This window comes from Kribbella pratensis, assembly GCF_004366075.1.
Lineage (GTDB): Bacteria > Actinomycetota > Actinomycetes > Propionibacteriales > Kribbellaceae > Kribbella > Kribbella pratensis.
Genome location: NZ_SODU01000001.1, coordinates 958,908 through 979,869, shown reverse-complemented (window position 1 = coordinate 979,869; position 20,962 = coordinate 958,908). Strand labels below are relative to the sequence as shown.

Annotated in this window: 21 protein-coding genes; 9 read left to right on the top strand and 12 right to left on the bottom strand. The window is 69.5% G+C overall.

The window, feature by feature from the left end:
• Positions 1-27 precede the first annotated feature (27 nt).
• Both EV137_RS04760 and EV137_RS04755 read right to left on the bottom strand, forming a co-directional pair.
• The gene (locus tag EV137_RS04760; protein WP_134009426.1) at positions 28-801 is read right to left on the bottom strand and encodes an SDR family oxidoreductase; all 774 of its coding nucleotides are present in this window, start codon (positions 799-801) and stop codon (positions 28-30) included.
• Positions 802-893: 92 nt separating this feature from the next.
• Complete coding sequence (locus tag EV137_RS04755; protein ID WP_238175086.1) at positions 894-1,679, bottom strand: SURF1 family cytochrome oxidase biogenesis protein; 786 nt, start codon at positions 1,677-1,679, stop codon at positions 894-896.
• A 78-nt stretch (positions 1,680-1,757) separates the two neighbouring features.
• Here EV137_RS04755 and moaA point away from each other — a divergent pair, with 78 nt between their 5' ends.
• Positions 1,758-2,771: a GTP 3',8-cyclase MoaA gene (gene moaA / locus EV137_RS04750; protein WP_134129364.1), complete on the top strand. Its 1,014-nt coding sequence runs from the start codon at positions 1,758-1,760 to the stop codon at positions 2,769-2,771.
• 71 nt (positions 2,772-2,842) lie between these two features.
• On the opposite strand, the gene EV137_RS04745 is transcribed toward moaA, so the two are convergent.
• Together EV137_RS04745 and EV137_RS04740 are read right to left on the bottom strand one after the other, a co-directional pair.
• Positions 2,843-3,064, bottom strand: a complete 222-nt coding sequence (locus EV137_RS04745) for a hypothetical protein (protein ID WP_134009428.1) — start codon at positions 3,062-3,064, stop codon at positions 2,843-2,845.
• 190 nt (positions 3,065-3,254) lie between these two features.
• The gene (locus EV137_RS04740; protein ID WP_134126779.1) at positions 3,255-3,638 is read right to left on the bottom strand and encodes a DUF3099 domain-containing protein; all 384 of its coding nucleotides are present in this window, start codon (positions 3,636-3,638) and stop codon (positions 3,255-3,257) included.
• Between the two features lie 73 nt (positions 3,639-3,711).
• Here EV137_RS04740 and EV137_RS04735 point away from each other — a divergent pair, with 73 nt between their 5' ends.
• The 5 genes from EV137_RS04735 (at position 3,712) to EV137_RS04715 (ending at position 8,109) form a co-directional block, all read left to right on the top strand.
• On the top strand, positions 3,712-3,924 hold the full coding sequence (locus tag EV137_RS04735; protein ID WP_133788218.1) for a dodecin: 213 nt from the start codon (positions 3,712-3,714) through the stop codon (positions 3,922-3,924).
• Positions 3,925-4,000: 76 nt separating this feature from the next.
• Positions 4,001-4,705: a 3-oxoacyl-[acyl-carrier-protein] reductase gene (fabG, locus tag EV137_RS04730; protein ID WP_131340974.1), complete on the top strand. Its 705-nt coding sequence runs from the start codon at positions 4,001-4,003 to the stop codon at positions 4,703-4,705.
• 30 nt (positions 4,706-4,735) lie between these two features.
• The gene (gene fabI / locus EV137_RS04725; protein ID WP_238175085.1) at positions 4,736-5,506 is read left to right on the top strand and encodes an enoyl-ACP reductase FabI; all 771 of its coding nucleotides are present in this window, start codon (positions 4,736-4,738) and stop codon (positions 5,504-5,506) included.
• Positions 5,506-7,200 (top strand): Mur ligase family protein, encoded by a 1,695-nt coding sequence (locus EV137_RS04720; protein WP_134009437.1) that lies wholly within the window; start codon positions 5,506-5,508, stop codon positions 7,198-7,200. Before fabI ends, EV137_RS04720 begins: the two co-directional genes overlap by 1 nt.
• A 51-nt stretch (positions 7,201-7,251) precedes the next feature.
• Positions 7,252-8,109, top strand: a complete 858-nt coding sequence (locus EV137_RS04715; RefSeq protein ID WP_134126777.1) for a hypothetical protein — start codon at positions 7,252-7,254, stop codon at positions 8,107-8,109.
• Here EV137_RS04715 and EV137_RS04710 read toward each other — a convergent pair.
• The 4 genes from EV137_RS04710 to EV137_RS04695 are packed head-to-tail and all read right to left on the bottom strand — an operon-like array spanning position 8,095 to position 13,664.
• Positions 8,095-9,261, bottom strand: a complete 1,167-nt coding sequence (locus EV137_RS04710) for a Dyp-type peroxidase (protein WP_134126775.1) — start codon at positions 9,259-9,261, stop codon at positions 8,095-8,097. The genes EV137_RS04715 and EV137_RS04710 overlap by 15 nt on opposite strands.
• Complete coding sequence (locus tag EV137_RS04705; protein WP_238175084.1) at positions 9,258-9,773, bottom strand: copper chaperone PCu(A)C; 516 nt, start codon at positions 9,771-9,773, stop codon at positions 9,258-9,260. Before EV137_RS04705 ends, EV137_RS04710 begins: the two co-directional genes overlap by 4 nt.
• Before the next feature lie 22 nt (positions 9,774-9,795).
• On the bottom strand, positions 9,796-12,600 hold the full coding sequence (gene cphA / locus EV137_RS04700; protein WP_134009443.1) for a cyanophycin synthetase: 2,805 nt from the start codon (positions 12,598-12,600) through the stop codon (positions 9,796-9,798).
• The gene (locus tag EV137_RS04695) at positions 12,597-13,664 is read right to left on the bottom strand and encodes a cyanophycinase (RefSeq protein WP_134009445.1); all 1,068 of its coding nucleotides are present in this window, start codon (positions 13,662-13,664) and stop codon (positions 12,597-12,599) included. The genes cphA and EV137_RS04695 overlap by 4 nt, the downstream gene beginning before the upstream one ends.
• A 281-nt stretch (positions 13,665-13,945) precedes the next feature.
• Here EV137_RS04695 and EV137_RS04690 point away from each other — a divergent pair, with 281 nt between their 5' ends.
• A complete protein-coding gene (locus EV137_RS04690) occupies positions 13,946-14,887 on the top strand; it encodes a hypothetical protein (RefSeq protein WP_134126773.1) in 942 nt (313 codons plus the stop codon).
• Positions 14,888-15,027: 140 nt separating this feature from the next.
• On the opposite strand, the gene EV137_RS41845 is transcribed toward EV137_RS04690, so the two are convergent.
• The 4 genes from EV137_RS41845 to EV137_RS04670 form a co-directional block, all read right to left on the bottom strand.
• Positions 15,028-16,416, bottom strand: coding sequence for a glycoside hydrolase family 16 protein (locus EV137_RS41845; protein ID WP_134126771.1), 1,389 nt, complete (start codon positions 16,414-16,416; stop codon positions 15,028-15,030).
• Positions 16,417-16,482: 66 nt separating this feature from the next.
• Positions 16,483-17,361 carry a GNAT family N-acetyltransferase gene (locus tag EV137_RS04680; RefSeq protein WP_134126769.1) on the bottom strand — a complete coding sequence of 293 codons (879 nt, stop codon included), beginning with the start codon at positions 17,359-17,361 and terminating at the stop codon, positions 16,483-16,485.
• A 26-nt stretch (positions 17,362-17,387) separates the two neighbouring features.
• Positions 17,388-18,605: a phosphoserine phosphatase SerB gene (gene serB, locus EV137_RS04675; protein ID WP_134126767.1), complete on the bottom strand. Its 1,218-nt coding sequence runs from the start codon at positions 18,603-18,605 to the stop codon at positions 17,388-17,390.
• 53 nt (positions 18,606-18,658) lie between these two features.
• Positions 18,659-19,393: an Rv1486c family protein gene (locus EV137_RS04670; RefSeq protein WP_238175083.1), complete on the bottom strand. Its 735-nt coding sequence runs from the start codon at positions 19,391-19,393 to the stop codon at positions 18,659-18,661.
• 61 nt (positions 19,394-19,454) lie between these two features.
• Between EV137_RS04670 and EV137_RS04665 the strand changes: the two genes are divergently transcribed.
• Together EV137_RS04665 and EV137_RS04660 are read left to right on the top strand one after the other, a co-directional pair.
• Positions 19,455-20,237 carry an ABC transporter ATP-binding protein gene (locus tag EV137_RS04665; RefSeq protein WP_134126765.1) on the top strand — a complete coding sequence of 261 codons (783 nt, stop codon included), beginning with the start codon at positions 19,455-19,457 and terminating at the stop codon, positions 20,235-20,237.
• 71 nt (positions 20,238-20,308) lie between these two features.
• Positions 20,309-20,827 carry an NfeD family protein gene (locus EV137_RS04660; RefSeq protein WP_134009456.1) on the top strand — a complete coding sequence of 173 codons (519 nt, stop codon included), beginning with the start codon at positions 20,309-20,311 and terminating at the stop codon, positions 20,825-20,827.
• The last annotated feature ends 135 nt before the right edge of the window (positions 20,828-20,962 follow it).

Below are 20,962 nucleotides of genomic sequence, written 5' to 3'. Positions count from 1 at the left end.
CAACCCTCCAACCGCGGGGGCAACGGGTCAGAACGTGCGGAGGGCGCCGCCGTCGATCGGGATGATGGCGCCGGTGACGTACGACGCAGCGGGGGAGAGGACGAACGCGGCGACCCGGCCGAACTCGTCGGGCGAGCCGTAACGGCGCAGCGGGATGGTTTTCTCGGACGCACGCCGGGCGGCTTCGGGGTCCCCCGACTTGCCGTCGAGCTCCTTGAGGCGGTCGGTCGCGATCCGGCCCGGCATCAGGCCGTTCACCCGCATCCCGTTCGGTCCGAGCTCGTCGGCGAGCGTCTTCGCCACCATCGCGAGGCCGGGCCGGAGACCGTTCGAGATCGCCAGTCCGGCGATCGGGGACTTCACCGACGAGGAGAGCACGAACGCGATCGAGGTGTCCTCGGCGCCGGCCCGGGCGACCGCGCGCGCGATCCGCAACCCGCCGAGGAACACGCTGTCGAACGCCGACCGCCAGTCCTCCTCGTCGGTGTCCAGCGCGGTCCCGGCCCGCGGTCCGCCGACGCTGATCAGCGCGCCGTGCAGCTCGCCCCACTTGGCGATCGCGGTCGCGGCCAGCCGCTCCGCGCTGTCCGGGTCGGCGTTGTCGACGGAAATCCCGACGACGTTCCCGCCGGGCCCTGGCAACGCGTTCAGTTCGGCCGCGGCGCGCGCGATCGACTCCTCGTTGCGGCTCGAGATCACGAGCCGGGCGCCTTCGGCGGCCAGCGCCTTGGCAGTGGCGAAGCCGAGTCCGGCACTCGCGCCGGTGACGATGTAGGTGCGATCACGCAGTCCGAGGTCCACAACACCATCCTGCCCCACCGCACTGCGCGGCGCATCTCGTGCCCACGGCAAGAACCGTCGTTGCGCAAGGCAACGAGCAGTACCGGCAGTCCTCAGTCCGGCGCTCCGGCGCGGGCCTCGGGTCGTTCGACGGCTTCGGCCTGCTGTTCCGCGGACTTGTCGGTCACCTGCTGCCGGGAGAAGTAGACGAGCCCACCGAGGGCGAGCAGCGCGAAGAAGAACCACTGCAACGCGTAGAAGAAGTGCGGCCCGTCGTCGATCTCCGGACCGGGGAACGAGCCGAACGCCGGGTCGTTCGCCGGTTCCTGCTTGTCCACGGTGACGTAGCCGTCGTACAGGTCCAGCCCGAGCACCTTCGCGTAGTCCGGGCCGTTGATGAGTCGCGCAGTACCGTCGTCCGGCGTTCCGCCGTTGGTGTGGCCGCCGCGTTCGCTGCGCTGCAGGCGGCCAGTCACGGTCACCTCGCCGGCCGGGACGGCGGGGACGTGCAGCGGCATCAGCTCCGAGCTCTGCCGGGCCAGGAATCCGCGGTCGACCAGCACCGCCTTCCCGTCCGCGAGGACGAGCGGCGTGACGATCTCGAAGCCGGGCTTGTCCTGGACGTTGCGGTACTTCAGGACGACCTGCTTCGAGGCGTCGTACCGGCCCTTGACGACGACTGTGCGCCAGGCGTGCTGGTCGCCGACGACGCCCGGCGGACCGAGGATCTGGTCGATCGGGGCCGCCGGGGCGGCCAGGTTGGTCCGGGTCACCTCGTTGCGGGCCTTACGTTCATCGAGGCGGTGCAGCTGCCAGCGACCGAGCTGCACGCAGACGCCGGCGAGCACCAGTACACCCAGCGCGGCGACGATCCAACGGAGGTTCAGGAGACGACCCACGTCTCGAACTTAAGCCATCCCCTGAAACCGCCGACGCGCGGCACGTACGCTGGGGGCGTGACGACGATCCAGGCGGCGATGATCCAGGACGGGACGCGAACCGGTCTGGCGGACCGCTACGGCCGGACCGCGACCGACCTGCGGGTGTCGCTCACGGACCGTTGCAACCTGCGCTGCACGTACTGCATGCCGGAAGAGGGCCTGGACTGGCTCGCGAAGCCCGAACTGCTCACCGACGACGAGGTCGTCCGCCTGGTGTCGGTCGCGGTCACGCACCTGGGCGTGCACGAGATCCGCTTCACCGGCGGCGAACCACTGCTCCGGCGCGGCCTGGTCGACATCGTTCGCCGTACGACGGACCTCGCGCCGCGCCCCGAGGTGTCGCTGACGACCAACGGGATCGGCCTCGCGCGGCAGGCTGTCGCGCTGAAGGACGCCGGCCTGGACCGGGTGAATGTGAGCCTCGACACGGTCGACCAGGAAACGTTCAAGAAAATGACCCGGCGGGACCGTCTGCAGGACGTGATTGCCGGGCTGGAGGCCGCGCACGACGCCGGTCTGACGCCGGTGAAGGTCAATGCGGTCCTCATGCGCGGCGTGAATGACTCGGGTGCGCCGCAATTGCTGGAGTTCTGCCTCGAGCGCGGCTACGAACTGCGGTTCATCGAGCAGATGCCGCTGGACGCGCAGCACGGCTGGGACCGGTCGACGATGATCACCGCGGACGAGATTCTCGGCATGCTCACCGAGCGGTTCCACCTGACGCCGGACGACGCGTCGAAGCGGGGGAGTGCGCCGGCCGAGTCGTTCCTGGTCGACGGCGGACCGCAGACCGTCGGCATCATCGCGTCCGTCACGCGCCCGTTCTGCGGCGACTGCGACCGCGTCCGGCTGACCGCCGACGGGCAGGTCCGGGACTGCTTGTTCGCGCGCACCGAGTCCGATCTGCGGACCGCGCTGCGGGCCGGGGCCGACGACGCCGAACTGGCCGACCGCTGGCGTCGTGCGATGCTCAACAAACTTCCGGGTCACGGCATCAACGACCCGAGCTTCCTGCAACCGTCCCGCCCGATGTCCGCGATCGGCGGTTGAGCGCATACCGGCCCAATCCGGAAATGCAGTTTTTCGCTAGCCACCCGGGCGAGCTCGTCGTCAAAACAACGTCATGCGCTGAATGGCTCGACCTCGCGCAGGAATGACCTCCGGTCGAGGAAGTCGGACAAGCTGTCCTTGTGTTCGTCACAGGCCAGCCAGGTCTTACGCCGGTCGGGAGTGTGGATCTTCGGGTTGTTCCACAGCAGCGCCCAGGTAGCAGGGTTCCCGCAGCCCCTGGCGGAGCAGGTGGTCGGCAGGGCCGGTGCAGTCGGTGCGGCTTCTTCGGTCATCCGCGGGTGTCATTCCTCTGCATTCCTGATGCCTCAATAATCAATAGCCTGGGCAAAATGAAGCGACGTCGGACAGCCACGGGGGGAGCCGTCCGACGCCGCATCAAGTCCCTGAATTCCACTCATGAACTTCAAGGCACGCGGGAGATTCTGACACGGATCAGTCCAAGTTTTCCAGTCCCGGCCAAGATCACTTTTCGGTGTCGGCCGGACGGTCCTGAGAAGTGTCCCGAGAAGTGTCCCGAGGGGTGTCGCTGTCGGCCGGTACGACGACCGTCGGACGGTCCCCGATCGCGGGCCTCGCGGGCGCCACGTACGGCTCCGCGGCGGGCGTCGTCGCGGACCGATGGGCGTTCGCCAGCACCACCGCGAAGTACGGCAGGGCGATTGCTGCGACCACGAAAAGCCAGCGCCACGGGGACGGGGTGACGACGGCGAGGACGAAACAGACGATCCGGATCGACATCATCCAGGCGTAGCGCACGATCCGGCTGTCCAGATCCTCGGACCGGCCCGGCTGCGCACTCGTCACCGAGACGACCGTCGCGTCGCTCCGCTCATGGCGTTTCGACATCTATCCTCCTCACCAATAGCAACGGTACGCCGCGCCGCGCGTTCGGGCGCAGCCGGATGGAGAGAGGTTCGTCATGACCGATCGCACCTACCGGGTGACAGAGATCGTGGGCACCTCGAAAGAGGGCCTCAACCAGGCGATCACGAACGGCATCGCCAGGGCCGGCGAGACCCTGCGGCACCTCGACTGGTTCGAGGTCAGCGAGATCCGCGGCCACATCGAGGACAACCAGATCGACCACTACCAGGTGACCATGAAGGTCGGCTTCCGCCTCGAAGACTCCTGAGAGGTTGCGACCTCTAAGTCAGAAGCACTCCGCCCGGTGGGATAGCGTTCCTCCGTCGACGATGTGAGGAGCGCTTGTGGGTAGGTCTGTGTTGGTGACCGGCGGTAGCCGGGGGATCGGACTGGCGATCGCGACCGCGTTCAAGGAGGCGGGCGACCAGGTCGCTGTCACGTACAACACCAGCCCGCCGCCGGAGGGCTTCCTCGGCGTGAAGTGCGACATCACCGACCAGGAACAGGTCGACGCCGCCTTCGACACGATCGCGGAGCAGCACGGGCCGGTCGAGGTGCTGGTGGCGAACGCCGGCATCACCCGCGACACGCTGCTGCTGCGGATGTCCGACGACGACTGGGACTCGGTGATCGAGACCAACCTCACCGGCTCGTTCCGGGTCGCCCGGCGGGCCGCGAAGGGCATGCTGCGGCTGCGCAAGGGCCGGATCGTGTTCATCTCCTCGGTGGTCGGCCTGCTCGGCTCGCCGGGCCAGGTGAACTACGCGGCGAGCAAGTCCGGCCTGATCGGCATGGCGCGCTCGATCGCCCGCGAGCTGGGCAGCCGCGGCATCACCGCGAACGTGGTCGCGCCCGGCTTCGTGGAGACCGACATGACCGCGGTCCTGCCGGAGGAGACCCAGAAGCAGTACCTGAGCCAGATCCCGCTCGGTCGCTTCGGCCTGACCGAGGAGATCGCGAACGCGGTCCGGTGGCTGTCGTCGGAGGAGGCCGGCTACATCACCGGCGCGGTGATCCCGGTCGACGGCGGCATCGGCATGGGCAACTGAAAACACAGTCACTCTAGAAAGGGAATGCCGGTGGGCATCCTCGACGGCAAGCGGATCCTGGTCGCCGGAGTCACCCTCGACTCGTCGATCGGCTTCGCCACGGCCAAGGTGGCGCAGGAACAAGGCGCCACCGTGCTGATCTCGAACTTCGGCCGCGCGCTGAGCATCACCAAGCGGATCGCGAAACGGCTGCCGACCGAGCCTCCGGTGCTGGAGCTCGACGTCACGAACGCGGAGCACCTGGCCGCGCTGCCGGACGCCGTCCGTGAGCACGTCGACGGGCTGGACGGGGTGGTGCACTCGATCGCCTACGGCAACCCGGAGACGATCCTCGGCGGCAAGTTCCTCGAAGGGCCGTGGGACGACGTGGCGCAGGCCGTCCACGTGTCGGCGTACAGCCTGAAGGCGCTTGCCGTGACCTGCGCGCCGCTGATGAGCCGTGGTGGCAGCGTCGTCGGGATGACCTTCGACGCGACCGTGGCGTGGCCCGGGTACGACTGGATGGGGGTGGCGAAGGCCGCTCTCGAGTCCACGAACCGGTACCTGGCGCGCGACCTCGGTGCGCAGGGCATTCGCTGCAACCTGGTGTCGGCCGGCCCGCTGAAGACCCTGGCCGCGAAGGCGATCCCGGGCTTCGAGAAGTTCGAGGAGCCGTGGCTGGACCGTGCCCCGCTGGGCTGGGACCCGTCCGACCTGGAGCCGACCGGGCGCACCATCGTCGCCCTGCTCAGTGACTTCTTTCCCGCGACCACCGGCGAGATCGTGCATGTCGACGGCGGCTACCACGCGATGGGAGCGTAGTGGCAACTTCTCTGGTAGAGCTCCGCGTTCTCGACGGCGCCAATCTCTACTTCAGCCGGGCCGCGATCAAGCTGACGCTGGACGTGTCGGCGATCGCGGACGCGCCCGCTCCGGCGGCGAAGGCCTATGCACAGGCGATCGGGCTCGGTGCCACCCGGCCGGGGCGGATCGGGTCGGGGTTCCGGCAGCGGTTCGCGATCCGGGTCGTCGGTCACGTCGTACGGCGGATCGCTCGGGAGGCCGGGATCGGGCGGATCGGCGTCCGGGTTCGCCCGGAGTCCGACGTACGGCGGCTCGTGGTGGCCTTCCCGTGGGCGCACGAGGGACGGGCGCGGGCACTCGGGGCGGCGATCGTCGAGGTGCTGGACGCGTTCGGCCCTGATCACTCTGATGATTTGAGCGAGCTGATCCACAGCGTCGGGGACCGGGTGCGGGACGAGCCGCCGGGTAACCCGCCGCCGACGCTGCGGCCGAAGGTGCCGGTGGTCGCGGTGACCGGGACGAACGGCAAGACCACGACGTCGCGGATGATCGCGCATATCGGGCGCGCCGCCGGGCTGCACGTCGGCTGGTCGAGCACCGACGGCGTGTACTTCGACGGCGAACTCGTGAAGTACGGCGACTTCTCCGGTCCGAGCGGCGCCGGGCAGGTGCTGTCGCAGCCGGGCATCCAGCTCGCGGTGACCGAGACCGCCCGCGGCGGGATCCTGCGCCGCGGGATCGGCGTCGCGTACAACGACGTCTCGGTGGTCACCAATGTGTCCGCCGATCATCTCGGGCTGGGCGGGATCGACACGGTGGACCAGCTCGCCGAGGTGAAGGCGGTGATCACGCAGATCACCCGCCCGCGCGGCTGGTGCGTGGTGAACGGCGACGACCCGCGAACGTTCGCGATGCGGCTCGGCTCGCCCGCGAAGTGCTGGGTGTTCTCCCGCGACCCCGACTCGCCGTCGATCCGGACCGTGCTCGACGAGGGCGGCCGGGCGACGACCGTGCTGGACGGGTTCGTGACCGTGCTCGACACGTCCCGCGACCCGGAGCCGTTGCTCAAGGTCGCCGACGTACCGATGACGCTGTCCGGCCTGTCGCACTACAACGTCGAGAACACGCTGGCCGCGGCGTCGGCGGCGCTCGGGCTCGGGCTGCCGCGGGCGGCCGTGATCGAGGGTCTGAGCTCGTTCGCGCCGAACGAGAACAACCCCGGCCGGATGAACATGTACTCGCTGCGCGACTTCACCGTCGTCATCGACCTCGCGCACAACGAGGCCGGGCTGGAGGCGCTGCTCGAGATCATGAACGGCGTCCGGCCGGCCGGCGGACGGCTGATGCTGGCGCTCGGATCGCCGGGGGACCGGGCCGACGACATGGTCGCGACGCTCGGTGCGATGGGCGCGCGGGCGACCGACCGGATCGCGATCGGCCACAAGAGCGACTACCTGCGAGGGCGGCCGCCGGAGGAGCTCGAGGCGGTGTTCCGCGAGGGTGCGGCGTCGGTCGGCGTGGACGACGTACCGGCGTTCCCGACCGAGCTGGCGGCGGCGCAGGCGCTGGTCGCCGAGGCGCGGGCGGGCGATGTGGTGGCGGTCATGTCTCTGCAGGATCGGGCGAGTCTTGACGGCTGGTTGCGGTCCGAGGGAGCTACTGTCGACACACCGGAGACCTTGAAGAGCAAGGTCGAGAGAGCCCAGCACTAGCCCTGCCGCCGCCGTTCCGTGGCACAGCCAGGGTGGGAACGGGGTTGTGTGATGCGCTACCTGTGGTCGGTTCCGGCCGCGGTGGTCGCCTGGTTCGTGGGCGGCTTCTCCGCGACGTATCTGAAGGGGCTGCCGGAGGGTACGACGTACTTCGTGCCGCCGCGGATCGATCTGGTGGTGCTCGGTGGGTTCGCCGGCGGCGTGCTGGCCGGGCTGCTGATCGGGCGGATCCGGATCGCCGTACCCATCGTGCTGATCGTTGCCGCGGGCATGTGGTGGCTGACCGGGAGTCCGTTCGGAGATCTGCTGGTCACGTTGCTGGTGGCAAGCGCTCTCGGTGGGTTCTTCGGTGCTCTGGGCGCCAGGAGTTCGGTGGTCGCGGCGTTCGCGCTGGCGCTGCCGGTGGCCTGGACGGCGCTGCGGCCGGCTGAGCAACTGGCCGACTGGCGGTGGCTGTGGCAGCTGAACGGTCTGCTCGTCGGCGCCGGGCTCGCGATCCTGCTCTACGTCGCCTGCTGGAAGCGCGGCTGGCGGTCGGTGGGGTCCTGGATCCCGTTGACCGGGTTCTATCTGGTGTCCTTCGGCATCGTCGCGTCCGTCCGGCTGGTCAGCCAGTCGACCGGGAAGCCGATGGACGCGGTCGGTGACGCGTCGACCGAGGCGTTCTTCCAGTCGTTCGAGCCGTTGCTGCGCGAGTACTGGCCGTGGATGGCGGTCGGCATCCTGCTCGCGATCCCGATGGTGGCGCTCAAGCTGCGCGCCCTCCCGCCGCCACCGCCGCCGATCGATCCGTACGCCGACAAGTCGAACGACGCCGTACTGTCCGACGACCTCGACTGGATCGACCAGGAGGAACCCCGCCGCCGCCTCCTGCCGCGGCGTCCCAGCGTGCCGTCAGCTCAGGAGTGACTGCCCGAGCCACCCGCCGGGCTGGAAGCCGGGCGGGAGGGCGAAGACGGCCGAGCCGATGGTGGTCGTCCACTCGTTGAGGGCGTCGACCGCGTCCAGGCGGGCGAGCAGCGGGAGGAACTGGCTCGCGACGTCGGCCTGGTGGCTGAGGAAGATGAGGCCGGACTCGCGGGTCGCGCCGGTGTCGTGGACGTAGTTCAGGCCTTTTCGGAAGATTCGGCGGCCGTCGTTCTCGCTGTGGTGCGAGAGGCGGGCGTGCGCGTTCTGCGCGATGACGAGCCGGCCGTCGGCGTCGCGGGCCTCGAGGTCGAGTTCGTCGGGCTCGGCGGTGCCGGTGAGCGGTGCGCCGGTGGAGAGTTTGCGGCCGATGGCGCGTTCTTGCTCGGAGCGGGTGAGTTCGTCCCAGGTGTCGAGGTTCAGCCGGATCCGCCGTACGACGAGCGTCGTACCGCCGCGGAACCAGTCGGGGCCGTCGGCGGACCACACGGTCCGGTCGAAGTCCGGCGTACCGAAGACGGGATTGCCGGTGCCGTCGACCTGCCCGAACAGGTTGCGGCCGGTGACCGGTTCGCCGTCCGGGCCGGTGCTGTCCCAGAAGCCCGTCTGGCGCCAGAGCGGGGTCGCGAACGGTTTCGCGTCCGCGATCAATCGCCGTACGGCGTGCACCACGCTGACCGCGTCGTCCGCGCCGACCATCACCAGCAGGTCACCGCCTGACCAGGCAGGCTGCAACCTGTCGTGCTTCATCACCGGCAGGTCGTCGAGCCCGGGCGGGCGCTGCCCGGTCACCTCGAACACCCGCGGCCCGAACCCGACCGTCACCGTCACGCTCTTGCTGGCCACCGCCAACTCGGGCGCGGTGTCCCCAGGTGCCGCCCGCCCATCGGCCAGCGCGACGAGATCACTCGTCCAGAGCCGCATCAGCCGTCCGAGCCCGGCCCGATCGGTCCCGAGCTTGAAGCTGACCAACTCGGCCACCGCCGGCGCGCTGCGCGCGATCCCGGCTTGATGGTCGCCGTACGGCGAAATGGTCCGGGAGACGGGCGTCCCGGTGTCACTGTTGTTGTCGAGAGCAACGACAGCGCCACCGGTGGCCGCGGCGCCTGCGGCGGCCGCACCGGCGTACCCGAAGAACTGACGTCTGGTGGTCACTTGGTGCTGGGCGTCGGGTGGTAGTGCTCTTCTTCCTCGGTGAACGCCTTGACCGGGACCTTGAGGTCGTGGGTGGTGTTGTCGGAGAACTTGAGCGTGAGCGGTACCTCGTCGCCGGGATTCAGCGGCCGCTTCAGCGACATCAGCATGATGTGGTCACCGCCGGGGGAGAGATGGGCGTGGGAGGCGGCGGGGACGGTGATGCCGCCGGCCTTCTCGCGCATCACCATCTTGCCGTCCTGCATGGCCATCTCGTGCAGTTGCACCACTCCGGCGACCGGTGAAGTTGCCGAGGTCAACTTCACGTCGGTGTCACCGGGATTGGTCAGGGACAGGAACGCGGCCGTCATCGTGGTGTCCTTCGCGCCGGTCGTCGCCCGCACCCACGCGTCCTCGACCAGCACGCCTGGAGATGTCACCGCCGCCTCCTGAGTGGCCGGCTTTTCCGTCGAACCACACGACGACACCAGGAACGTGACCACCGCCGCAGCCATCAGCAACTTCGTCTTCACGCAACGGCCAACGAGACTTGCCCTAGGCAAGTTCCCGCGGCGTTTCCTCTGTGATCTCTTCGTCGGGTTGCACGAAGTCGGGGTCACCGCCCTCGTCACCGGACCGCGCCCCGGCCTGCGCCAGGTGCGACACCGATTCGAGCTCCGCGAGTACCGACTGGTGCTGATCGACACACAGCACCACGAGATCGCCCGGGTTCGACCGCTCCAACGCGAACCGGACCGCCTCGAGCTCGTCGAGTACGACGTCCACCCGCCGGCATCGCGCGCCGCCCTCCATCGCGGCCCGTACGCCGGCTTGCACCAGTCCCGCGGACTCGCCCCGCTTGCGCCCGCGCAGCCGGGCGTCCTCGCGGACGATGACCACGTCGAAGTGCTGCGCCGCGACCTCACCGAGTTCGCGGATGTCGTCGTCGCGCCGGTCGCCCGCGGTCGCGATCACGCCGATCCGCGACGGCCGGCCGACCTCGGACGACGCGCTCAGGCTCTCCCCGAGCCGGTCGACGAAGTCGCCGAGCATCCGCATCGCCGGCGCGTTGTGACAGTAGTCGACGATCACGCTGCGCCCGTCGACGTCGATCTCGTTCAGCCGGCCCGGCGACAGGTAGTACGACGTGTTGAACGTCCGCAGTCCCTGCCGGATGTCGTGCAACGGTGCACCCGCCGCGAACGCCGCCGCGACCGCCGCCATCGCGTTCTGCACGTTCATCATCGCCCGCCCGCCGAACGTTGCCGGCAGCAAATGCGTCCACGCGAGCTGCATCGAGCGGCGCCCGTGCTTCACCACGATCATGTCGCCCAGGTCCGAGCGCTCCAGCACCACGGCCCGCCCGCCGCGCCGGCAGTGCCCCTCGATGTAGTCGCGGACCTCGCTGCCCGGCTCGGCCATGCTGAACCACACGACCTGCCCCGAGCACTTGCGGCGCATCTTCCGCACCAACGGGTCGTCGGCGTTCAGTACGGCGTACCCGGTCCGCGGCACCGCCTCGACGAGGACGGCCTTCACGTCGGCCAACTGCTCGAGCGTGTCGATCCCGCGCAGACCGAGGTGATCAGGCTGGACGTTCAGTACGACGGCCACGTCGTTGCGCTCGTACCCGAGACCCTCGCGCAGGATCCCGCCGCGTGCCACCTCGAACACCGCGAAGTCGACGCGCGGGTTCTGCAGCACCATCCGGGCGGACTTCGGGCCGGACGCGTCCTGCCGGATCACGAGCCGCTCGTCGATCACGATGCCGTCGGTCGACGTCATACCGACCTTGCGGCCCATGCCCTTGAAGACGTGGCTGATCATCCGCGAGGTGGTCGTCTTGCCGTTCGTTCCGGTGACCGCGACGATCGGGATCCGGCTGACCGCGCCGGGCGGGAACAGCATGTCCACCACCGGTTTCGCGATGTACTGCGGTTCGCCGATCGTCGGGTTGGTGTGCATCCGGAACCCGGGCGCCGCGTTCACCTCGCAGATCGCGCCGCCCGTCTCCCGTACCGGCTGGGTGATGTCCGGGCAGATGAAGTCGATACCGGCGATGTCGAGCCCGATCATCCGGGCCGCCTCCTCGGCGATCTCGACGTTCTCCGGGTGCGCCTCCCAGGTCCGGTCGATCGAGATCCCGCCGGTGGACATGTTGCCGGTGAGCGTGAGCTTCACCATCACGTCCTCCGGCGGTACGTCGTCCAGCTCGTAGCCCTGGTCGCGAACCAGCTGCCGGGCCGCGTTGTTGATCGTGATCCGGGTGAGGATCTTCTCGTGCCCGACACCGCGCCGCGGGTCGGCGTTGGTGATGTCGACGAGCTCGGCCACGGTGTGGATGCCGTCGCCGACCACGTGCGCGGGCACGCGTTCGGCGATCGCCTCCATCCGGCCGTTGATGATCAGGCACCGGTAGTCCTTGCCGGTGACGAAGTTCTCCACGATCACGGAGCCGCGCCGGGACTGCTCGGCCGCGATCGGAAACGCCTCCCGGACCGCGTCCGCGTCCTGCAGGTTCAGGCAGACACCGCGGCCGTGGTTGCCGTCGAGCGGCTTGCAGACGACCGGGTAGCCGATCTTGTTGGCGATCGAGACGGCGTCCTCGACCGTGCGAACCGACTCCGACCGCGGCACCGGCAAGCCGGCCGAGGCGAGCAGCCGCGTGGTCAGGTCCTTGTCGCTGGCCACGTCGACCGCGATCGACCCGGTCTCGGACGTCATGGTGGCCCGGATCCGCTTCGCGTGCACGCCCTGACCGAGCTGGACCAGGCTGGCCTTGTTCAGCCGGATCCACGGGATGTCCCGGGACACCGCCTCGTCGACGATCGCCTGCGTGGACGGGCCGAACGCGGTCCGCTCGGCCTGCTTGATGAACTTCTCCAGCTCGGTGGTGAAGTCGAACGCCGGATCCGGCTGGACGAGGTTGTTCACGAACCGTACGGCGAGTTCACCCGCCGCGAGCCCGACAGGTTCGTCGGCGTACGCGTAGATGATGTTGTAGACGCCCGGCGAGCCCTTGACCTGGCGCGTCTTGCCGCGGCGCATGTCATGGCCGGCCTCCTGCTGGAGCTGCAGCGAGACGTGCTCGGTGATGTGGCCGAGCCAGGTGCCTTCGTGCAGGCGCTCGATGAACCCGCCCTTGCGGCCGCGCGAGCAATGGTGCTGGTCGAGCCTGGGGAGGTCGGCGAGCAGTCGCTCGGTGAAGCCGGGGATGGTGTTCGACGGGAAGTTCTCGAGCGAGCCGAGGTCGACCACCAGGTGGATCGCGGGGTCGTAGCTCCAGATGTTCGGGCCGCGGTAGACGCGGGTCTCGATGATCTTCAGGTCGGGGGCCGGGGTGCCGTGCGTTTCGGTCATGGGGTTCCGTTGTCTGCTCGCGTCGGGTCGGGGGAGTCGGGTTCGGCGCCGGCCGTGATCGGCTCGGTCGCCCCCGGTCTGGACTCCCCGGCCCCGATCGCGGACCTGGCGGATTTCGCCGTACGGCGTCCTGCCCGCCGCTTGCGCTCCTCGTAGTACCGCGGCGACACGCCCTCGGCGGCGATCTCCTTGGCGAGTTTGCGCAGGTCGGCCTCGGCGGCCGCCATCTCGGCGATCTCCTCTGCCGGCGGCTGCGGGCCGTACGACAGCAGCACGCGGTTCTGCAGGTCGAACGTCGCGGTCGCCGGAAGGACGTGCAGTACGACGCCGGACGCGAGGATCGGCTCGGACCGCTTGGCGTTGTGGGCGTTCGATGTGATCCGGGTGCCGTCGAAGATCGTCACCGCGCCCCGCCCGACGACCTCCAGGTGGGTGCCGCGGACGACCGCCGCGGTGTCCTCGTCGACGCCGATCCCGAGCAGGCCGGGGGACTGGGCGACGAGCGAAAGCAGCCGGCCGTACCGGTTCCGCTGGGCGAAGTGCTGGTCGACGATCGCGCCCTGGACCAGGCCGAGTCCGCTGGACAGCTGGCTCATCCGCTGGCGTGGGGTGGCGCCGGAGCGGCCGAACGCGATCATGTGTTCGGCGAGGATGCTCGCGCCGGCCGACGTACCGCCGACGGCCGCGCCGCGCGCATGAGCGGCGGTCACCGCGCGGCCGAACGCCGTACCGGTGACGACGCCCGCGAGCTTCAGTTGGTTGCCGCCGGTCATGAAGATGCCGGTCGCGTCGTGCAGCGGGGCGATGAAGGCCGGGTCGTCGGCGTCCTCCCGGTTCTCCGGGCGGACGCCGACCACACTCTCGGCGCCGAGGGCCGCGAACAGCGCGCGGTACACGTCGACGACGTCGGGCCCGAGCGCGGACGCGGTGGGCACCACCACGATCCGCGCCTTGGACCCACCCGCCGCGTCGACGAACTCCTGCAGCACCGTCCGCTTCTTCAGCTTGTCCTCGGCACCACCAATAGCAAACAGGGCTCCAGCCCCACCCTGCACATCAGACATACGCGAAGAATAGGTGCTCACACCGCCCCGCACCGCATCCCGCCCCAACCACCCAACTTTGAGAAGCCACCAACCATTCTCAGCCTCGATCCGTGGTTGGTGGCTTCTCAAAGTCGGTTCGGCGAGGTTTGGCGAGAGGAGTTATCCACAGCGGGAGGGGAAGTGCGACGCGCGGGGGAGGGGGTGTGGCGCATGCTGGCCGGATGGATCGGCTGGCTGAGGATGTTCGTCAACGAGTGCTGCAGCTCGTTCGGACGCCGCGAGACCGGCAGGTTCTTCTCATGGCCGGACTGCGAGACGCCGACCTGCGACGCCTCCTGAGGAAGCAGATTCTGCAACACCACCACGGGCACTACATCGACGCTCGCTTGGACGAGGGGGTGGCACGGACAGCTTGCGCGCAGGCACTGCACCCAGGCTCGGTTGTCAGTCACTTCAGCGCGGCCGGACTCATGGGGCTGCGCACCTGGACGGACAGCCGGCGTCGGTCGGCGCCTCCCGCCGCCGCGGTCTGGTTGACGCGGCCGGCCACGACGAAGCGGAACCAGCGCCGCCAGGACATCGTCGTACGACGTGCAACCCTGGACCCGGCCGATGTGTCTCGGCACCTGTGGCTGCCGGTCACCTCCGCGGCGAGGACCGTGGTGGATCTCGCTCGCGCCCTGCCGTTCCGCGAGGCGATCGTGACCGTCGACGACGCACTGCGCAGCGGCATCTCCATCGGTGATCTCGAAAGCGTGCTGGAGCGGCAGTTCCAGTGGCCGGGAATCCGTCGGGCGCGGAACACGGTCGGCTTCGGCGATCCGAGGTCGGAGTCGGTGCTCGAGTCGATAGCCCGAGCAGTCTTCGCACTCGCGGGCCTGCCCATGCCGATCCTCCAGGCCCAGTTCTGGGACGGCTTTGCGTGGATGCCCGAGCGTGTGGACTTCTGGTGGCCACAGTTCCGGACGATCGGTGAGGCCGACGGTCTCGCGAAGTACGACAGCGAGAGCCCCGAGGAACGGCGCCGGCAGTTGCGCCGCAGCTACCGGCGCGATCAGCGACTGAGCGATCGGGCTGTAGAGCTCGTGCACTTCGGCTGGGAGGACGTCCTCGATCCGCGATCGGACCTGATCGCCCGCCTCCGCGCGGCCTTCGCAAGAGGCAGCTCCCGCCCCGGCGACCCGCCGACCTGGCGCGCCCCAGCCCCCCACGACCCAGCCCAATGGCTCCACGCCGCCTGACCCCCCACCCACGCACCCACCACCGCGTCGCGCCGCACCGCTCCGGGACGTCGACTTTGAGAAGCCACCGGCCATTCTCGGCGGCGATTCATGGTCGGTGGCTTCTCAAACTTGGGATGAGGGCGTTCGGTACGGCGGAGTTAGTGGGTGAACGTGAACCAGTTGAGGTTGACGTAGTCGGCGGGTTGGCCGCTGGTGAAGGTGACGTAGACGTCGTGGGTGCCGGTCACGGACGACATGTTGGCGGGGACTGATCGCCAGGACTGCCAGCCGCCGGTGTTGGCGATCGCGAAGCTGCCGATGGGAGCGTTGCTGCGGCTGTCGAGGCGCACCTCGACGAGTCCGCTGACGCCGCCGGCTGCACCGGACGCGACTCGGGCGACGAACTGTGTTGCCGCGGTGCTGCCGAAGTCGATGCCGCGGTACAGGGCCCAGTCGCCGTTGCCGATCTGCATCAGGTTCTGGCCGCCGCCGGTGTCGGTCGTGGTCTCCAGGCCCATGCCCGACTGCTGGCCGTACGACTCCGCCTGCAAGGTGCTGTACGCCGAGGAGCCGCCCGGCGGGGGAGTCGTCGGGGGAGTCGTCGGCGGAGTCGTCGGTGGGGTCGTCGTACCGCCCTTCGCCGTCACCGCGACGTAGTCGACGACCATCGGCTTGTCGGGGACCGTGGATGCGCGCGGCGTCGGGCCGTTGAGTGCATCCGGGAACGCTCCGCCGATGGCGACGTTGAGCAGGATGAAGTAGCCGGCGTGCGAGGTCATGTTCGTCCACGTGTCGGCCGGCAGTTGACCTTGACTGATCGAGTGCCACTGCTGTCCGTCGACGTACCAGCGCAACTGGTTCGGCGAGATGCTGGTGTCCCACTCGAAGCGGTACGTGTGGAACGCGGACTGGCAGGTCGAGCCTGGACAGGCGCGGCTGGCGCCGATGCCGGTCGTCTCGTTGCACGGGCCGCCGGGGTTCACGCCGCAGTGCAGCACGCCCCAGACGGAGTTGATCCCGTTGACGTTCTCCATGATGTCGAACTCACCGATGCCCGGCCAGTTCCAGTAGTTCCCGCGGTACGGCGCACCGAGCGCCCAGAACGCCGGCCAGTACCCGAGCGCGGCGTCACCCGTGACGTTCGGCATCTGGATCCGGCTCTCGATCGCCAGAACCCCACCGGCGGGCGGCTTGAAGTCGCTCCGTTGCGTCTCGACCCGGGCGGACGTCCAGTTGCCGGCGCCGTCGCGCCGTGGCGTGATGCGCAGGTTTCCGGTGCCGTCGAGGGACAGGTTGTTCGGGCTGTTCGTGTAGTTCTGGATCTCGCCGGTACCCCAGTTCCCGGGACCGCCCGGGTAGCCGTGGCCGGTGTCGATGATCCAGTTGGAACCCGACGGCAGGCTGCCGTTGGGCCCGTCGAAGTCGTCGCTCCACACAGTCGTCCAGCCGGCGGGTGGAGTTGGAACACTCGCGTCGGCCGCGACGCTAAGGGACACGGCGGCCAGTAACGGTGCGAGTAAGGCGAGTGCGATGGGGCGGATACGCATGTCGACCTCCAGGGGCGGTGGATGAGGTCAATGGGAGCGCTCTCACGGAAGCATGTCAACAGCTCGTCACAGGTGGGTGCGATACACCGTCGTACTGCGGCGGACCGTCATGCCGAGGCGCTCGTACATCGCCAGGGCGCCGGTGCCTGAGTGGGTCCAGAGGGTCAAGGATTGCTTGCCTCGGCGTCCGGCTCCTTCGGCCGCGACCGCCAGTAGCGCGCGGGCCAGTCCGCGGCCGCGGAAGTCGCTGCGCACGGCCACCTGCTCGACGTACCCGTCGGGTGAGTCGGGGAGATGCAGGCTGAGCGCCACGCCGACCACCTCGTCGCCGACGACCGCGACCGGCGACAGTTCGGGATCGAAGCTGGGGCGCTCGATGGTCGTCTTGGCCCACTCTTCGTACTCGTGCCGCCGCGGCTGCCACTCGTCGAAAGCGTCCTGCACCACCTGATGCACAACCCGCTCATCACCCGGCGCGAACGACCGCACCGTGACACCTTCAGGCACCGCGGGCGCGGCACCATCGACCGGTCGCTCGAGCAACCAGTTCGTCGCGAGTACGTCGTACCCGCGCGACCGGAGCAACGCCGTACCGGCCTCGTCCGCGTCGTCGACTGTCTGCGCGAGCCAGTCGGTGCCGTGCTCGCGGGCACGGGCCTCCGCCCAGTCGAGCAGCTGGGTCCCGAGGCCCAGACCGACGTACGACGGATGTACGTCGATCTGCGCGCGCCGCCCGCCGTGCACCCAGGCCCAGGCGACGAGCTGGTCGTCGGATTCGATCACCCGGGTGTCGAGGTCGAGGGTGATGAGAGGGCGTTGCAGATCGGCGGCCACCGCGTCGGGGGCCGATTCCGCCTGCCCGTGCCAGAGCTGCTCCGCCGCGGCGATCAGGCGGTGGATCGCGGGCGCGTCGTCAAGGGTGGCGGGCCGGGCCGAGAAGTCCATGGGCCCGATCGTGCCGCATTTCGGGCTCAGGCCGGGGTGTCGGCGTCCGCGGCCTCGACTTCCTCGCGGGTGATGCCGAGGAGGTAGAGGATCGTGTCCAGGTACGGAACGCTCAGATGGGTGTCGGCGGCCGCGCGGACGACCGGCTTGGCGTTGAACGCGACGCCGAGGCCGGCGGCGGCCAGCATGTCGAGGTCGTTGGCCCCGTCGCCGATCGCGACCGTCTGGGACAACGGCGTACCGGACCGCTGGGCGAACTCTCGCAGCGCGGCCGCCTTGCCGGCGCGGTCGACGATCTCGCCGACGACGCGGCCGGTGAGAACTCCGTCGACGATCTCCAGCTCGTTGGCCTTCGCGTAGTCGATGCCGAGCTCGGCGGCCAGCTTGTCGGTGATCTGACTGAACCCGCCGCTGACGATCGCGAACTGGTACCCGAGCCGCTTGAGTGTGCGGACCAGCGTGCGCGCACCGGGCGCCAGTTCGATCGCGGCGTACACCTCGTCGAGGGCCGTCGCGGGCAGTCCTTCGAGGGCCGCGACCCGGTTGCGCAGGGAGTCGGCGAAGTCCAGTTCGCCGCGCATCGCCTGCTCGGTGACGGCGGCGACCTCGTCGAGCCGGCCGGCGTGGTCGGCGAGCATCTCGATGACCTCGCCCTGGATGAGCGTCGAGTCGACGTCCATCACGATCAGGCGCTTGGCCCGCCGGTACAGGCCGCCGTCCTGGACGGCGATGTCGAGGCCCTGCCGGACGCCTTCCTGGGCGAGTACGGTCCGCAGCGCTTCGGGGTCGGCGCCGGAGACGGCGAACTCCATCGCGGTCACCGGGTACCGCGCCATCCGGCTGATCCGGTCGATGTTGGCGCCGGTGTCGGCGATCCGTCCGGCGACCGCGGCAAGACCGGCCGCGGACAGCGGGTGGCCGATCACGGTCACCTGGCTGCGGCCCTTGCGCCGTGGCTCGTTGTCGCCGACACCTTTCTTCACCGAGATCTCGACGTCGAGGACGGTGGCCAGCGCCTTCAGCTCTTCCTTCAGGCTCTTGTGGTCCCGCGGCGCGGACAGCAGTACGCCGAGCACCAGACGTCCCCGGAGCACGACCTGCTCGGCGTCGATCACGTCGAGCCCGCGGGTCGCGAGCGTCGACAGTACGGCGGACGTCAGCCCCGGTCGGTCGCTGCCCGTCAACGTCACCAGCAACGTGGGCCGGTCGGCCGACGCGCTCTCAACCTCACTGAGCTCAGTCATCGCACCACGAACGCTACCTAAGTGAGATGACCGTCCAGTGTCCGGTCCAAATCTCAGGCGTGAACGGGCGGCGCGCAGGCCGCTACCAGCGCCCGCCGCGCCGCGGCGGCCAGCTCGAGCAGCGTCCGCCGCCGAGCATCGGCCTCAGCTCCGGTGACGGCTGCGCCGTCGTCGTCGAGAGCGGCGTCCGCAATCGCGAGACAACGCCTGGCCGTCGCCGCGGCCTTCACCGCGCGCGGCTCGTACCCGGGCGCCAGATCGTCCCCGCGCCCCTGGCCGATCCGCCGAATGTCGATCAGCGCGTCCGCGACCTCCGGCTTCCAGCGTGCGACATCCAGCGCGGCCAGCGACTCGGCCGCGTCGATCAGCGCCATCCGCAACCCGCGGTCCGCCTCACCGAGGTCGGCCGGCAGCGGCGAAGCGGCCGGTAGCGCGGTCCACTGCACCGCAGGACCGACGTACGCCGGAACGAGTCCGAGCTCCGGTCCCGTGAGTACGACGGCCTCGCCGGTCTCGAGTGCGGCCTCGTTGAACGTCGGCGGTCCGGCCAGGCCGATCGGGTCACCCGGCACCGGGAGCGCGAGATGCGCCTGCGTCGTACCCGCGGCACGCAGCAGATTCAGTGCGACCGGCAGCGTGGCCGGCTCGGGATGCCCGGCGAGGCCCGCGACGTGGTGACCGACGTCGTCGCCGAGGATCTTCTGCGCGGCGGTGTCGGGGTCGCAGGCACCGGCCAGCATCGCGTTGGTCCACACGGTGAACCGAACCGAGGCGGAGGTCGTCAGCACGCCCGCAAGTCTCTCACCACCCGACGACCGCCCGCCGACGGCGACCCCTTAGGTTTTGAGCATGACTGCAGTGGTGGAGCTGGCCGGGGTGACGATCGTCCGCGGTGACGCGCGGCTGCTCGACGGGATCGACTGGACGATCGGCGAGGCCGACCGGTGGGTGGTGATCGGGCCGAACGGCGCAGGCAAGACGACGCTGCTGCAGATCCTCGCCGCCCAGCTGCACCCGACGGCCGGGGTCGCCGGGCTGCTCGGTGAGGTGCTCGGCGCGGTCGACGTCTTCGAGCTGCGGCCGCGGATCGGGCTGACCAGCGCCGCGCTCGCCGACCGGTTGCCGAAGAGCGAACGGGTGTCCGACGTCGTCATGTCGGCGTCGTACGCCGTCCTCGGCCGCTGGATCGAGGAGTACGACGAACTGGACCACGCACGCGCCACCGCGTTGCTGGCCGAACTCGGCATCGCACACCTGGCCGATCGTACGTTCGGCACCCTGTCCGAGGGGGAGCGCAAGCGCGTCCAGATCGCCCGCGCGCTGATGACCGACCCCGAACTGATGCTGATGGACGAGCCCGCGGCCGGTCTCGATCTGACCGGACGCGAGCAGCTCGTCCGCTCGCTCAGCTCGATCGCGACCGCGGTCGGAGCGCCCGCGATGGTGCTGGTCACACATCACGTCGAAGAGATCCCGCCCGGCTTCACCCACGCCCTGCTCCTCAAGCAGGGCCGCATCGTCGCCGCCGGCCCGATGGACGAGGCCCTGACCGCGGAGACCCTCAGCGAGACCTTCGACCTGGCCCTCACCCTCAAACAGGAGGACGGCCGCTACACCGCCCGCGCCCTCTGATCCGGATCCCGCGAGCCGAGAGGTGCGTCCAAACATCTACTTGAAGCCCCCGACGTGGATAGGCTTGGGAAATGATGGATTGGCTGCGGGACAACATGTGGGCGGCGTGGCTGACGATCGCTGCCGTCCTCGGCCTGGCTGAACTGGCCTCGCTGGACTTCACGTTGCTGATGCTGGCCGCCGGTGCGCTCACCGCGGCCGGCGTGGCGGCCATCTTCCCGGGGCTGCTGTGGCTGCAGATCGTCGTCGGTCTGGTCACCGCGGCGGCGATGCTCGCCGCGATCCGGCCGATGATCGTCCGGAAGATCCATCACGGCCAGGAGTTGAAGACCGGCTCCGCCCACGTGATCGGCAAGTCCGGCCTCGTGGTCAAGGAGATCCATCCCGACGGCGGCGGCTCGATCCGGCTCGGCGGCGAGCTGTGGACGGCCCGCCCGTACGACGAGGTGTCGACGATCCCCCCGGGCACGCGCGTCGAGGTGATGTCGATCGACGGCGCGACCGCGGTCGTCTACCCGGTCAGCGACCCGCTGCACCACCAGCTCGGCAACACCGAGCCCCCGAAACCGAGCGATCCGCCCCAGACCTGACCGTTGGGTGGTCCCGTCTTCGCAGTACTGTCGGAGACAAGGCGGCAGCACGTAGCCGACGCGCCGGGAACCGGTACGCCGGATGGCCCGTCAATAGAGGAGACTGTCCGTCCTGAGCGTTCTGTCGAGTGGAGG